The organism is Limnohabitans sp. 63ED37-2 (assembly GCF_001412535.1).
Classification (GTDB): domain Bacteria; phylum Pseudomonadota; class Gammaproteobacteria; order Burkholderiales; family Burkholderiaceae_C; genus Limnohabitans_A.
This window is the reverse complement of the sequence record NZ_CP011774.1, coordinates 2289446-2306241: the sequence shown is the minus strand read 5'-3', so window position 1 is coordinate 2306241 and position 16796 is coordinate 2289446. Positions and strand designations below refer to the sequence as shown.

Sequence of the window (16796 nt, the reverse complement as noted above, 5' to 3'; positions counted from 1 at the left end):
AAAAAGTATTTTTGTATATGAAAATACACGCTATGACCGAAACGAATTCAACCCAAGTGCTGGCCGCGCAGGCCTTTAACACCGCCAATGCGACATTCAAGAATGGCGAGGTGCAAGCCGCGTTGCAGGGCTGTGATGCTGCGTTGCAACTTGACGCGACTTTGCTGCCAGCGGCTTTGCTGAAGGCGCGTTGCTTGGTGCGTTTGGGCGAGTGGATGGCGGCCCGCGAGGCGTTTGCGCAGACGCTGCGGTTGGATGCCAGCCACTTCAGCGCATGGCTAGAGGCGGGGCATTTGTGCAAGCAGATGGGTGAGTTGGGTCAGGCGTCAGCGGCCTATCAGCGGGCCATCGACGCAGCGCCCACGCGCTACGAGGGGTATTTGGCCATGGCGCGTGTGATGGCGCAGCAGGGGCAATCCGACTTGGCCAACCATGCTTACAACGAGGCGGTGCAGGCCGCGTCGGCTAAGGGGGTAGACGCTTTGCGTTTGGTGCATTGGTTGATGGGCCAGTATGTGTTGGAGATGGGCCATGCGCAGGAGGCCTTGGGTTGTTTCAACGATGCGCTGAAGGCCACACGCGCCGACACGCCCGAGGCCTTGGCCAATTTGGCGGCTGAGGTGCAGATGGACGCCGCCAAGGCGTGGCTGCGTGTGGGCGAGCGCGAGAAGGCGATGAAGTTGCTGACCCTGGCATCGGGCGCCAGTGATGAGGCGACCTTGTCACGCTTGGCAGCCTTGAGTTTCAGAAACAATTTTTGGCAAGAGGCGATTGAAATTTCTCGCCGTTGTGTGGCGCTGTATCCGCAAAGCGCGTGGGCGCATTGGAACCTCGCACATTTGCTGGCCGAGTGCTGGCAAATGGCCGAAGCCGAGCAGGTGTTGCAGCAGGCCGAGGCGTTGGCGCCGATGCCGGGTGCGCGTTCGCTGCGTGCCGCGGTGGCGGGCAAGGTGGGTGATGCGGACCAGGCTTTGGCTTTGTATGCCGAGTTGGCGCTAGAGGAGGGGCAGGGCTCAAGCTACGCATCGAGTGCAGCAATGAGTTCGCTCTACAGCGATATGCAGTCGGCGCAGCAGGTGGCCGATTTGCACCGCAGTTTGTTTGCGTCGTGGGGCGAGGGGGCTCGCAGCCAAGATTCGTTTGTGCGCAAGCCGCTCGAGGGGCGTCGTTTGCGTGTGGGCATTGTGTCGGCAGATTTTCATCACCAGCATCCGGTGAATATTTTCATGCAGCCGGTGTTGCGGGAGCTGGACCGCACACGGTTTGAGCTGTTCATGTATTTCGTGGGCGATTCGCATGATGAGCAAACGGCACTGGCACGTTCGCGCACCGAGCATTGGGCAGAGGTGGGCAGCCTGAACACCACACAATTGGCCAAGCGCATTGATGCCGATGAGATCGATGTCTTGCTGGACATGGCCGGCCACACCAGCCAGCACCGCATGCCCTTGTTTGCGCAACGCGCGGCGCCCGTGCAGATGACGTATTTGGGATACCCCGGTTCAACTGGCGTGCCCAACATTGACTTTATCTTGGGCGATGCCATCGTGACCCCCGAGGGTTGCGAGTCGCTGTACACCGAGCAGGTGCTGCGTTTGCCGGGGACGGTGTTTTGTTTTGCGCCCGAAGAAGACTATGCGTTTCCCAAGTTTAAAGCGGCAGATGCCATGCGTACCTTGACGTTTGGTTCATTCAACAATGTGCCTAAGTTGACGCCACGCACGCTCAAGCTGTGGGCGCGTGTGTTGGAGGCGGTGCCCGATTCGCGTTTGGTTTTGAAGGCCCCGAGTTTCAGCGACGAAGGGGCCAAGCGCATTTTTGGCGAGCGTTTGCAAGCCTTGGGTGTGGACTTGGCGCGTGTGGAGTTTCGCGGGCCTGTGGGTTTGACCGACATGATGGCCGAGTACGCCGACATTGACATTGCGCTCGACCCCGTACCCTATAACGGTGGCACCACGAGTTTGCAAGCGATGTGGATGGGGGTGCCGGTGCTCACGCAAATGGGCGCGCATTTTGTGTCGCGCATGGGTGCGAGTTTCATGACGGCGGCGGGTTTGCCCGAGTGGGTGGCCAAGGACGATGACGATTACGTGGCAGTGGCCCAACGTATGGCCAGTGACCGCAAAACCTTGTTGGCCTTAAAGAAAGGCTTACGAGACCGTCTCCAGAAAACCCCAGCGTGGGACGTTGTAGCGCACACCCGGGCTTTAGAACAGCTGATCCAGGATCACAGTCGCTTGGCGAAGAGCTAAATGCCTGGACCCCGGGTCAAGCCCGGGGTGACATGTCGGTCGCTGCGCGAAGGGCTAAATGTCTGGACCCCGGGTCAAGCCCGGGGTGACATGTCGGTCGCTGCGCGAAGGGCTAAATGTCTGGACCCCGGGTCAAGCCCGGGGTGACAAATCAAATATCCCGCACCCTCCCACTGTCATCCCGCACTTGATGCGGGATCCAGTCTTCGTCGGTTGCTACGCGAAGGGCAAAACGCCTGGACCCCGGGTCAGGCCCGGGGTGACAAATCAAATATCCCGCACCCTCCCACTGTCATCCCGCACTTGATGCGGGATCCAGTCTTCGTCGGTTGCTACGCGAAGGGCAAAACGCCTGGACCCCGGGTCAAGCCCGGGGTGACATGTCAGTCGCTGCGCGAAGGGCTAAATGCCTGGACCCCGGGTCAAGCCCGGGGTGACATGTCAGTCGCTGCGCGAAGGGCTAAATGCCTGGACCCCGGGTCAATCCCGGGGTGACAAATCAAATATCCCGCACCCTCCCACTGTCATCCCGCACTTGATGCGGGATCCAGTCTTCGTCGGTTGCCACGCGAAGGGCTAAATACCTGGACCCCGGGTCAAGCCCGGGGTGACAGTTGGTGGGCTCGGGGTGACCGTTGATAGTCCAGGGGTGAACGTTGGGCGGTTACGACGGCTTTCCAATTAACAAATTAGTAAATAAACTAATTTACTTTAACTTTGGTATTAATATTGTATTGGTAGCACCCCAATTGGGCAATGTAAAAAAATTGCTTGGAATTGAGAATTTGACCAATAAATGCCTTTAACTGACGAAAACGATTTTTCGTTTTGGGTTGAAGGCACTGATTTGAGGTCTCAGCCGTGAACCATCTTTGCTACAAAACCATCTTTTCTAAACGCTTGGGCGCCCTGGTGGCGGTGGGCGAGCACGCATGCAGTCAGTCCAAAGGACAAGGGGCCAGAGCGGCTGTGGGCTGTTGGGCTGCCGATGCAGGTGCTCGTTTTGTGGGCCATTTGGCGGTCGGATTTTTGTGGGTTGGTTTGGCTTGGAGCCAGACCTTGCCGCAAGGTGCGCAGGTGGTGCAGGGCTCGGTCGGTGTCAGCCAGTCGGGAAACCAAATGTCGATCACGCAGGGCAGTGCCAAAGCGGTGGTCAATTGGCAGAGTTTTGACATTGGTCAAAACGCCAAGGTCACGGTGCTGCAGCCCAGCAGCCAGTCGGTTTTGCTCAATCGGGTGCTGTCTGACAACCCGACGCAAATTCTTGGGCAGCTGCAGGCCAATGGCCAAGTGGTGCTGGTCAACCCCAAGGGCATTGTGGTGGGCAGCGATGGCAGTGTGAGCGCCAGTGGCTTTACCGCATCCACACTCAACATTGATGACGCCGACTTCATGGCCGGTGCTTCGCGTTTTGTCCGCAACGGGGCCACGGGGGCGGTGGTCAATAAGGGCTTGATTTCGGTGGCGCCTGGGGGCTATGTGGCCTTGCTGGGGGCGACGGTTCAGAACGAGGGGCGCATTGTGGCGCCAATGGGTGCCGTGGTCATGGGGGCTGCCGACGCAGCCGTGTTGCCCGAAGCGCTGACCAGTTCTTTGCATGTGCCTGTCGGACGTACCGGCAAGATCAAGCTGGAGCTGACCCCTGCCACGGTGAATGCGTGGGTCAAAAATGACAAGTCGGGTGTGATCGTGACCGAGGGTGGTCAGGTTTACATGCAAGCGGCTGCGGTGCATGGTGCGGTGGCCAGCGTGTTCCAGTCGGGCAGAATCGACACCTCCGCAGCCCAAGCTGGCGATGTGCACCTGTTGGCCGACCGTGGGCGCATTGTGGTGGATGGGCAGATCACCGCCAACAGCACCGATGCACAGCGACAAGGTGGTGACATCGTTATCGGTCGTGATCTGGAGACGGGTGTCCTGGCCGCCAGCACAGACGTGAGCGCAGCACAGTTGGAGAGCCAACGCGGCTTCGTGGAGACATCGGGCTACCATTTGGTGGTCGATGGTGTCCAAGTCAAAGCCGGGCAATGGTTGCTGGACCCCACCGACATCACCATCACCACGGCCGAAGCAGGCATGAGCAGCAGCGGCACCAACCCGATCACCCAGACGCCCAACACCAGTGGCACCACGGCCAGCACCGTGAGCGCCACCACCTTGGCCAGCAGCCTGAGCGCAGGCACCAGCGTGGTGGTGAAAACCACCAATGCCAGCGGCACGGGCAACGGTGACATCACCGTGGCCAGCAACATCGCGGTCACTGGATCCAGTGACGCGACGCTGACTTTGCAGGCCGAACGCGACATCGTGGTCAATACAGGAGTGAACATTGGCCGCACGGGCACGAACAAATTGAATGTGGTGCTCAACAGCGATCTGGATGGCAATGGCACTGGGACGATCCAATTGACTTCGGGATCAGCCATTAAGAGCAACGGCGGCAACATCACCTTGGGTGGTGGCAGTGCGGGCAATGGTTCAGGCAAAGCGCGTGGTTATTCGGTTACGGGGCGCGCAGAAGGGATTTTGATCAACAGCGCTACGGTGAACGCCGGCGGCGGCAACATTGCCATAAACGGTCAGGGCAGTTCGGTTTCGCCGGGTGGTACTTTCCGATCCAGGGGGGTGTCTTTGACAGGCGCCTCCTCCATTTCCACAACGGGCGCAGGCAACATCACATTGGATGGGCAAGGGGGGGTCGGCAATGATACCAACGTTGGCGTGGGCTTGCAGGGTAGCTCTACATTGACGGGTTCAACCACAGGGGCTGTGACCATATCGGGTACGGGTGGCAATGGCGGCCACTATAACTTTGGCGTCTGGCTGGACGGTTCCAAAGTGACCACAACAGGTGGATCCGTCACTGTGAATGGCGTAGGTGCTGGGTCTGGGGGCAGCTTCAACAATGATGGTGTGATGATCCAGAACAGTGCCAGTCTAGGTGCGACCGGCGCAGGAACGGTCACAGTAACAGGAACTGGAGGAGGCGCATCGAATGGAGGCACCAACCATGGTGTGGAGGTGTTTAATGGAGGCATCATTACATCTGGCACTGGTGCGATTAGCGTTACGGGCACAAACACAGCCACCACTTTGCCAGGTTATGGCATCGCCATGTCCAACAGTGGCAAGATCATCAGCACGGGCAATGCATCCATCACTTTAACGACCGATTCATTCAACAGTGCATCGACAGGCGACACGATCAATGCCGGGACGGGCCAAGTCACGATCCAAAACAAAACAGCCGGTATCTCGATCAATGTGGGTGGCGCCGATGTTTGGACCAGCGGCTCACAGAGCTTGGGCATTTCAGATGCCGAACTCGATCGGGTGACGGGCAAGTTGACGATTGGCCAAACAGGTGCGAATGCGGCAAGTTTGTTGACGGTTTCTGACAACTTGTCCCCAGCCAATGCCTCCAGCTTGTCCTTGTTGTCCGGGGGCGATGTGATCGTTGCTGCCAGCAAGGCGATCACCATGGCAACCAATGGCCATGTGGTACTCAACAGTGACAGCGATGGCAGTGGTGCAGGTGCGATCGTCATGAACACGGGGTCCGCCATCAACAGCAACGGCGGCAACATCACCTTGGGTGGTGGCTCTACGGGCGATGGCTCGGGCAACGCACGAGGTAACGGCACCAACGTAAAGGGTATTCAACTCAGCGGTGCCACCTTGAGTGCAAGCGGCGGCAACTTGGCCCTGAAAGGCCAGGGCTTTGCAGGTGCCGGAAAAGGAGATGGCATCAGCATGTCGGACAGTGTGGTCAACACCACCGGCGCAGGCACATTGAACATCACTGGTGTGGGGGCTGGTACAGATACCGGTACCACGGGTGTGGATTTGCTGGGTGCTACCACCATCACGGGAGGCAGCACAGGTGCTGTGGTGATTGCTGGATCGAATACATCGACCGGTACCAGCGGCAATCAATTTGGCGTTCGTTTGAAGACCGGCGACAGCACCAAGGTGGCGACGGTAACTTCCTTGGGCGGCAGTGTGACTGTGATCGGTTCCGGTGGTGGGGCCGGCGCGGGTAATTTGAACCATGGTGTACGCCTAGAAGAAGGGCTAATCACCGCTGGCGCAATGGGCACGGTCAGTGTCACAGGAACAGGGGGCACCACCACCGGCACGGGTAACCATGGGGTGGTGTTGAGTGGCAGCCAGAGTACATATGGCATCCGTTCTTCGGGCGGTACGATCACGGTCACAGGTGTTGCCGATGGATCCAGCGGCGGCAGCACAGGCATCAATGTTTATGGTTCTGCCCAAGCCAGCATCACCAGCGGCAGCAATGCCGATGTGATCTTGGTGACCGACAGCCTGGCCCTCGATGGCGGCGCCGTTTCAGCAGGCTCGGGTACGGTGACCGTCAAAAACCGCACAGCTGGCACTTTGATCAATGTGGGTGGCACTTCGACAGATACTTTGAGCGGCACTCTCAAGCTGGATGTGTCTTCGGCAGAGCTGGCCAGAATCACGGCCAGCACCACCGTGATCGGACGCAACGATGCCACCGGCTCGGGAGCGTTGACTGCCGGCTTGGTCGACATGGGTACGATGGGCAATCCCAGTGGCAACTTGACCTTGCTCAGCGGCGCCAACATCTTGGTCTCCGACAACATCAATAAATCTGCAGGGACCGATGCCAATTTGAGCCTCAAGGCCAATGGTGACATCACGGTGGCTGCAAACAAGTCGATTCTTTCGACGTCCAACAAGCTCAATGTATTGCTCAACAGCGATAGCGATGCCAGCGGTGCGGGTGGCATCATCCTCAATTCCAGCTCGGGCATCACCAGCAACGGTGGCAGCATCACCATGGGGGGCGGGGCTGCTGGCGACGGTTCGGGCTTTGCAATGGGTAACCCCAGCGGCAGCGGTTTTTTTGGCGCGGGTGTACAGATGTTTGGTGCCAACGTCAATTCTGGCGCAGGCAACATCCTGATCAATGGCAAAGGCAACCTGAGCAATACCGGAATCTACAACTACGGGGTGTTCATCAACAGCTCCAACGACACATCCAGTGGCACAGGCTCCCAGGTCAAGACCACGGGCGGCAACATCACCATCAACGGCACGGGCGGTGGTGCCGGCGCAAGTTATGCCAACGTGGGTATTCAAGTCGATAACAACAGCGCGGTCAGCACGCAAGGAAGTGGCGTCATCAATTTGACGGGCACAGGCGGATCGACCAGCACAGGTGGCCTGAACAATGGTTTGTACATCGCACGCGGAGCCAGCATGAGCACCGTCAACGGCGATTTGAACATTGTGGGTACAGGTGCACCGTCCACTGCAGCACTGAATCAGGCCGAAGGTATTTATCTGGTCAACAATGTTTCGTTGACCAGCACGGGCACGGGCAATATCAACATCACCGGCACCGGTGGTCAAGGCGGCAACAATAACAACGGTGTTCGCATAGACACCGGCACAGCCAACAGCATCAGCGCGGCCAGTGGCAATGTGGCCATCACGGCCACCGCTGGGGCGGGTGGCGGCAGTTATGGTTTGACTTCAACCGGTTCGACCAACGCCATCAAGTCCACCACGGGCAATGTGACCGTCACCTCAGATTCGATGAACTGGGACGCGAGCACCAGCTTGACCGCCACTGCAGGCACCGTGACGCTGCAAAACAAGACCGCAGGGACCCTCATCAATGTGGGCGGCAGTGACGTCTTGTCGGGCACGCCGCTGACGCTGGGCCTGAGCAGCACGGAATATGGTCGCATCAGCGCTGCCAATACCGTGATTGGCCGCAACGATGCGGCGGGTACAGGCACATTGACGGTTTCCAGCGCCGTGTCTATGAACACCATGGGGAATTTGACGCTGCTCAGCAGCGCGAGCATCGCTGTCAACGAGAGCATCAACAAAACCGCCGGTGCCGATGCCAACTTGACCCTGAAAGCCAACGACAACATCACGATGGCCTCTGGCAAGACATTGTCGTCCACATCGAACAAGTTGAACGTCGTGCTCAACAGCGATGCGGATGCCAGTAATTCAGGTGCTATCAGACTCAATACAAGTTCTTCCATCTCCAGCAATGGCGGCTCGATCACATTGGGTGGGGGGTCTGATGCATCGGGTTATGCGGTGGGAAGCAGCACAGTTGCAGACGCGATCCCGGGTAGCGCCGGTTCATCACCTACATATGCGGACGGCATCTTGCTCAATGGTGCCAATTTGCTTTCAGCTGGGGGCAATATCTCATTAAAGGGAAAAAGCAGTGCAGGCACAAACAACGATGGCGACTATGCGAGTGCCGGCGTTCGCCTGCGTGATACCGCTCAAACAGTTGATATCAATTCAGGGGCAGGAAAAATAGCCATCGACGGCATTTCCCAGTCAACTTTCACTGGTGGCAATTCACATGGTGTTCATATTGGTGGGTATGGTGTAAGAACCACGATCCAGTCAAGCAGCAGTGAGGCCACCGCGATTGACATTAAAGGAATTGGAGCCGCTAACTCAAGCAACGTTTCTGGTATTTTCATCAACGGCACTGCATCAGTGATTGCGACCGGTGCAGGGGGCATTGCGCTGACAGGTGAAGAGCGTCGTCCTACGGCTGATGGCAACAACAGTGAAACCGGTGGTGTGTTCATTAAAAACGGCAATGTGCTGAGCACGACCGGGCAAATTGCCATCACAGGCATTTCTAACCTGAACCACGGGATCGATTTGAATTGGTCCGGTGGTACGGTGGGAAGCAAGACCGGAACAGCAGTTCCAAGCAGCTCAGCCAACATCGTTTTGACCTCCAACAACATGTGGCTCGGCAATACCAGTAAGTCATCGATCACAACCAGTGGCAATGTCACGGCAAAGACCATCACGGCTGCGACAAGCATCAGTCTTGGCGGCGCCGATGTGACGGGGGCTTCGGGTACGTTGGGTCTCGATCAAAATGAATTGGACGTGATCGCGGCCAGTAATTTAATCGTAGGCAGTTCTCTGGCAAGCAACATCGCCACATCCACAAATATCACCACCGCAACAACGAGCGGTAACGTGACTTTCCTGACCTCAGGAAACATTGCGGTGAACAACACTCTGAGTATTGGCGGCGCGACGGCCACTAAAACTTTGACCATGAATGCGATGGGGGCGACCAGCACCGTGACCGATGGCCCGGCCGGTGCCATCAAGGCCACCAATCTGGAACTGCTCGGCGCAACGGCGGCATACACCTTGGACAGCGCGACGAATGCCATTTCCACACTGGCGGGCAATACAGGCTCGGTCACCTTGGTCGACAGTTTAGGCTTGACGGTAGCGAGCGTTAAAACCATCAACAGCACCAACTCATCTACGGGTACGGTGGGATTGACGACGACGGGGAATATCAATTTGTCGAGCACTTCTGCTGTGTCGGGTGTGCACGGGATTTTGTTGTCCAATGCTGTTACGGCAACAGGTTCGGGAAGCATCTCGCTCAGTGGCAGCACATCGAATGCGTTGGGCGTCAATCTGGCTTCGAATGTGAGTGCCAATACAGGCGCGATCAGTATCACCGGTACATCGGCTACCAATGTCGGTCTTTATGTGGGTAAACAGGTCAGCAGTAAAGGTGCCATAGCGTTGAATGGAACGGGCGCGAATATCGGTGTGAATATCGACAGTTCTGCCTCGGTTGTCAGCTTGGCAAATGGTTCTGATTTTGCCGGTTCCAATGCCATTTCCATTACAGGCACAGCGACAAATGCTAGCCCATATGCCGGGGTTTTGATTCGCAATCAAGTCTCCAATAACTCCAGCAACGGTGCAACCAGTATCCAATCGACCAGCGGCAACATCCTTTGGGATCAAGCCGGCGGAACGATCACCAATGCCAGCACGGCGGGAGCGATCAACATTGCTGCCGGTAACGGTACCAGCACATCTTCGGCAGGTATTTCGGCCGTTGCAGGCGCTCGGATCGTGCAAAACGCCAATGCCGATGTGCTGCTCACCACCGATGGTACTGGTAACCTGACTTCGCCAAAGATCGTCAAGAACAGCACAGGCGCGGGCGACATCGTCTTGGCTGCTGGCAAATTGCTGGCGGCGGGTGTGGCCACAGGTGGCCAAGTCAAGCCCGTCTCAGGCAACAGCGTGACCAACAGCGGCACAGGCAGTCTGTTTGTCTACAGCGGCAGCCCCACATCGGCCAACACGGCGGCCTTGTCTTTGCTGGACAGCAGCTTGGCCGATTTGTATTTGACCAACATCGACACCCAGGTGCAGAACACAGACGCCAATGTGGCCTATGCCACCAGCGGCGTGCGCAACACCATAGCCGGTGGCCCCAAAGCGCAGGTTCTGTTCCGCGAGAAGGTCAACGTCGGCACCATCAACGGTGCGACCGTGTCGAAGACCTATGGCGATGCCAACACCGGTAGCACAGAAACAGCGAGCCTGTGGAACGATATGGCCACGGCTTTGAGGACAGCCAACGCCACATCGGGCGTGAGCAATGTCAATTCCACCAGCACCACGGCAGGCACGCTAAAAATCACCAACTCGGCCATCGTCGAGTCATTCGCTGCCCCTGTGTTGCAATCCACGTCTTACAGCACGACGCAAAAACTCAAGGCCAAAACCACCGGCTCTTACGTTTATGCTACGCCCAGCAGCAACAAGTACACCACAGGCCTGAAATCGGGCCAGTCGGCCACGGTCACTGTGGGCTTGAAGGCTTTGACGCCTTCCGCGAACGCCAGCAACAAGGTGTACGACGCCAACACGACGGCGACGGTCAGTGTCAGCAGCGCCGACATTCTCAGTGGTGACTTGGTCACGGTCGCCACGACCGGTGGCGCCTTCGACACCAAAAACGTGGGCACAAGCAAGACAGTCACGGCCTCAGGGATCAGCATCAGCGGAACAGATGCTGCCAACTACAGTTTGCAAAGCACCACGGCCACCACCACGGCGAGGGTGACGGCCAAGGCCGCCACCGTGAACGGCACCGCCACCAGCACCACCTACAACGGCCAGACCCAAACGCAAACGGCGGCCACGAGCAGCGGCTTCATCAGCGGTGACGACATCATCATCAGTGGTGCGAGCACGGGTAAAAACGCGGGCACCTACACCTCCAACCTGAGCGTAGGGGGCAGCGATGCGGCCAACTACAGCGCCACCATCACCAACGCTGACATGACGATCGCCAAGGCTGACCTGACGGTGGCCATGAGCGCCCAGACCAAGACCTACGACGGCACCACCAGCGCCACACTGGCCAGCGGTGCGATCACCGCCACCGGTGTCACGGTCAACGGCGTGACGGAAACGGCCAGCGTCAGCCAGACGGTGGGCACTTTCAACAACAAGAACGTGACCAGTGCTTCCAGCGTCTCGGCCACATTGGCCAGTGGCGACTTCACGGCAGCCAGCGGAACCGACTTGGCCAACTACAACTTGCCCACTACGGTGTCCGGTGCGGGCACGATCACGGCCAAGAGCATCACCGCCACCGCGCAGGCCAACGACAAGGTTTATGACGCCACCAACACAGCCACCTTGAGCGCCTTGGGCAGCACCGGTGTGGTCTCGGGCGATACCGTCACTTTCAGCCAAACGGGCGCCAGCTTTGCCGACCGCCATGTGGCCAAGGACGGTAGCGGCAACGTGATCGGCAAGACGGTCACCGTCAGTGGCATCACCATCGCGGGCACCCACGCCAGCAACTACGCGTTGGACAGCACCAGCGCCACCACCACCGCCAAGATCACGCCCAAAGCCCTGACATTGGCGGCCGTATCAAGCACCAAGACCTACGACGGCATCACTTCCTCCACCGGCTCAGTCACAGCCACGGGGTTGGTTGACTTGGATACCGTCTCGGCCAGTCAATCGTTCGCCAGCAAAGACGTGCTGGGCGCCAATGGCTCCACATTGCAGGTCAACAGTGGCTTCACCGTCAATGATGGCAACAGCGGCAACAACTACAGCGTGAGCACCACCACGGCCACTGGCACCATCACGAAAGCCAACCTGACCGTGACGGCCAACGCCGATGCCAAGTTCGTGACCCAGGCCGATGCCACCGGCTACAACGGCGCGAGCTACAGCGGCCTGGTCAACGGTGAAGACAGCACGGTGCTGGGTGGCACCTTGAGCATCACCCGCACCAACGGCAACACCAACGTCGCAGCAGGCACATACGCGGGCTCCTTGGTGGCCAGTGGGTTGACCTCGGGCAACTACAACATCAGCTACAGCACGGGTGACTACAAGATCATTCCTGCAGGTCAGCTGCTCATCCGCACGACCAACGTCTCGACCGTGTACGGCACGGCACCGACCTACAGCACCACGGCGCAGTACCTGGACGGCAGCAACGTGATCCACACGCTGAGCCAGTCGGGCACGGGCAACAACCGCACCTTTAGCGACGGTGTGGGGGGTTCGGTGAGTACGGTGCTGCAGCCCTTCACAGAGACGGCTGGCGTCATGACTGCGGCAGGCCAAAGCAGTGCGGGTCAGACCCGTGTGGGCAACTACAGCATTCTGGACACCAATCCCAGCATCACGGGCTCCAACTTCACAGGCGCACCGGTGTATGTGGGCAACCTGACCGTCACGCCCAAGGCACTGACAGCGACCATGACCGCCAGCAACAAGGTCTATGACGGCGGCGTGACTGCACAGGTGGTGGGATCTTCGGGCGACATACTGACCGGCGACAAAATCAGCTTTGCCAACACCAGCGCCACGTTCAACAACAAGAACGTGGGCACGGGCAAAGCCGTGGCCATCAGCGGCATCACCATCGGTGACGCCGATGCAGCAAACTACACACTGCAAAACAGTTCGGCCAGTGCGTCAGCGAATATTTCTAAGAAAGATGTCACGCTGGACGCCCTCACCGCTACCAACAAAACCTACGACGGCAGCACCACTGCCAGCATCACCGCAGGCACCCTCGGCGGCACCGTGGGCAACGAGACGCTGTCTGTCACAGGTTCGGGCAGCTTTGACACCAAGGACGCAGGCACGGGTAAGACCGTGACGGTCTCCAACGTCACGGCGCTCACCCTGGTCAATGGTGACAACGGCGGTGATTGGTCCAACTACAACCTGACCACCACCGGCAGCAAAACGACCACCGCCGAGATCATGAAGAAGGACGTGACGCTGCAAAGCATCACCGCTGCCAGCAAAACGTATGACGGAACCACCGATGCCAGCATCACAGCAGGCGCCATCAGCGGCACGGTGGGCACCGAGACGCTGGCCATCAGCGGCACGGGCAGCTTTGACACCAAGAATGCGGGCACGGGCAAGACCGTCACCGTGTCGGACGTCACAACGCTCACCAAGGCCAACGGCAGCGGCAACTGGGCCAACTACAACCTGACGACAACGGGCAGCAAAACCACCAGCGCTGACATGGCCAGAGCCAATCTCACTTTGTCGGGCAGCCGCGTTTACGATGCCAGCACCACCTATGCGGGTCAGCACCTGACCGCCTCTGGTGTGAACGGCGAGACCTTTGCCCTGACAGGTGCGGGCGATGCCAGCAACTTGAGCACCAAGAACGTACAGACCCACCAGGTACTGAACAGCGTGAGCGGTTTGGCGCTGGGTGCCAGTAACAATGGTGGACTGAGCGGCAATTACACCCCCCTGAGCACCACGGGATCGAGTGTCAGCGTCACACCCAAAGCGCTGACAGCGGTCTACACGGCCAACGACCAGGTTTACAACGGCAACACGGCTGCGACAGTGACAGCAGCAAGTTCTGACATTGTCTCGGGCGATACGGTCACTTTGTCCCACGCCAGTGCCACCTTTGACAACAAAAATGTTGGAACAGGTAAAACGGTTTCAATATCTGGCATCGGCATCAGCGGCACGGATGCTGCCAACTACAACTTGCAAAGCACAACAGCTTCGGCCACGGCCAATATCACGCCCAAAGGTGTGACGCTGGACAGCCTGACTGCTGCGAGCAAGACCTACGACGGCAGCGCAGCTGCCAGCATCACCGCAGGCGCCATCAGCGGCACCGTGACCGGCGAGACCCTGGCCGTCAGCGGCTCGGGCAGCTTTGACACCAAGAACGCGGGCACTGGCAAGACCGTGACGGTCTCCGATGTCACGACACTGACCAAGATCAACGGAACCGGCAACTGGGCCAACTACACGCTGACCACAACAGGCAGTAAAACGACCACCGCTGACATCGCCAGGAAGGATGTGACGCTGGGCAGCATCACCGCCTCCAATAAGACCTATGACGGCACCACCGCCGCCAGCATCACGGCAGGTGTCATCAACGGCACGGTGGGCGCCGAGACGCTGTCTGTTACAGGTTCGGGCAGCTTTGACACCAAGAACGCGGGCTCCGGCAAGACCGTGACGGTTACGAACGTCGCGTCCCTCAGCAAGGTCAATGGCAGTAACGGGGGTGAGTGGTCCAACTACAACCTGACCACCACCGGAAGCCAGACCACCACGGCCAACATTGCCAAGAAAGATGCCACCATCAACGGTGTTGCGAACCAAGTCACGTACAACGCAAGCACACAGACGCAAGACGCCGCTCTGCTGTCGGGTTTCATCGCCTCGGACGTCACTGCTGGCACCGTGGCGGCCACCGGGTTGGCCGCAGGCCGCAACGCTGGCCGGTACACCTCTAACTTGTCAGCCATCGGCACAGACGCGGGCAACTACAACGTCACGGTGAACAACGCCGACTTGGTAATTGGTCAAAAGAGCCTTGTTTTGGCGGCCGAAAGTGACCACAAGACGTATGACGGGACAACCGTCACCAAAGGCAAGGTCACAGCGCTCAATTTGGCCGGATCCGATACGGTTACCGCCAGCCAATCGTTTGTCAGCAAAGACGCGTTGGGCGCCAACGGCTCGACGTTGCAGGTCGACAGCGGCTACACCATCCATGATGGCAACAACGGCAACAACTACAGCGTGCGCACCACCACGGCCACCGGCACGATCGACAAGGCCAACCTGACCGTGACGGCCAACGCCGACGCCAGGTTCGTGACACAAGCCGACACGCCAGGCTACAACGGTGCGAGCTACAGCGGTTGGGTCAACGGTGAAACCAGCACAGTGTTGGGTGGCACCTTGAGCATCAACCGCACCAACGCCAGCACCAACACAGCTGCAGGCACTTACGCGGGTACTCTGGTGGCCAGCGGTTTGACCTCGGGCAACTACAACATCAGCTTTGTCGCCGGTGACTACACCATTGTTCCCGCACGTCAGCTGCTGATTCGCACCCAAAACGTCACGACCGTGTATGGCACTGCCCCCACTTACAGCACCACTGCGCAGTACTTGGACGGCAGCAATGTGATCCAAACCCTGAGCCAGTCAGGCACGGGCAACAGCATGAGCTTCGTCGATGGTGCTGGCGGCTCGGTAAGCACTGTGCTCAAGCCCTACACCGGAGCTGCAACCGCAGCCCAAAGTACTTCTGGGCACACTGTGGTGGGAAATTACGCGATCCAAGATGGAAACCCCGTCATCACAGGATCGAACTTTGAAGGCTCCCCCGTGTATGTGGGAACCTTGACCGTCACACCCAAACAGGTCGTGGCCACAGCCAACGGTGTGAGCAAAGTCTATGACGGCACCACTCGGATGGGACAGGCCAACCTGAGCCTGAGCGGCAAAATCGCGGGAGACATTTTGACGGTGACGGGTTCCGGCGCGTTCAGCCAAAAAGATGTTGGCCAAAACTTGTCTTATGCCTTCAGCAACATGACCCTGCAAGGCGCAGACCGTGCCAACTACGTTCTCCAGGGCGGCACCAGCATTTCTGGCAACAACGGACAAATCACGCCTGCACCTTTGACGTTTTCAGGCACCAAAGTGTCTGACAAAACCTATGACGGCAATACAACGGCTCAGGTCGTGGCCGGCTCAGTGGTGGGGCTTGTGGGCGACGAAACCTTGACTATTGACAGCCTCAACGGACAGTTTGAGACCCCAACGGTTGGCAAGGACAAACCCGTGAACGTTGTTTATGGTCTGTCCAACGGCAGTGGTGGCGGTCTGGCGTCCAACTACACGTGGTCGCCCGTCACAGTTCAGGCCAACATTGTTGCTCCCCTTGTTGGAACCGTTCCTGCACCAGCGCCTATTCGCTTGGCGGCCAATTACAGCCGCTTGACTTATCAGGGCTTTGGCGGCCTGGCCAACACTGCCGCAGCAACAGGGCTCACACACCCTGCAGCATCGTCCTATGTTTGGGCCACATGTTCCCCACAAAAGCTGGAGTCCTGCATCTGTGAGGAATCGAAAGACGGCACTTTTGACATTTGCTATCCGGAAGAAACCAAGCCTCAGCAGGCTCAGCAGCGTTAATTCCCGGACGCCAATCACTGTCACCCCGGGCTTGACCCGGGGTCCAGTCTTTAGCCTTTCGCGTAGCGACTGACGAACGCACTGGATCCCGCATCGAGTGCGGGATGACAGGTGCACTTGTCACCCCGCCCCATGAAATGTCACCCGGGCTTGACCCGGGGTCCAGTCTTTAGCCTTTTGCGCAGCGACTGACGAACGCAC

2 protein-coding genes are annotated in these 16796 nt (G+C 58.5%); both read left to right on the top strand.

The window, feature by feature from the left end:
* Positions 1-32: 32 nt before the first annotated feature.
* On the top strand, positions 33-2252 hold the full coding sequence (locus L63ED372_RS10825) for a tetratricopeptide repeat protein (protein ID WP_062405967.1): 2220 nt from the start codon (positions 33-35) through the stop codon (positions 2250-2252).
* A gap of 861 nt (positions 2253-3113) precedes the next feature.
* Positions 3114-16595, top strand: a complete 13482-nt coding sequence (locus L63ED372_RS10820; RefSeq protein WP_062405966.1) for a YDG domain-containing protein — start codon at positions 3114-3116, stop codon at positions 16593-16595.
* Positions 16596-16796 lie beyond the last annotated feature (201 nt).

What these genes read in the sequence shown, in the direction of transcription:
- L63ED372_RS10825 (WP_062405967.1), top strand. Translation starts at nt 33, where the DNA reads ATGACCGAAACGAATTCAACCCAAGTGCTGGCCGCGCAGGCCTTTAAC.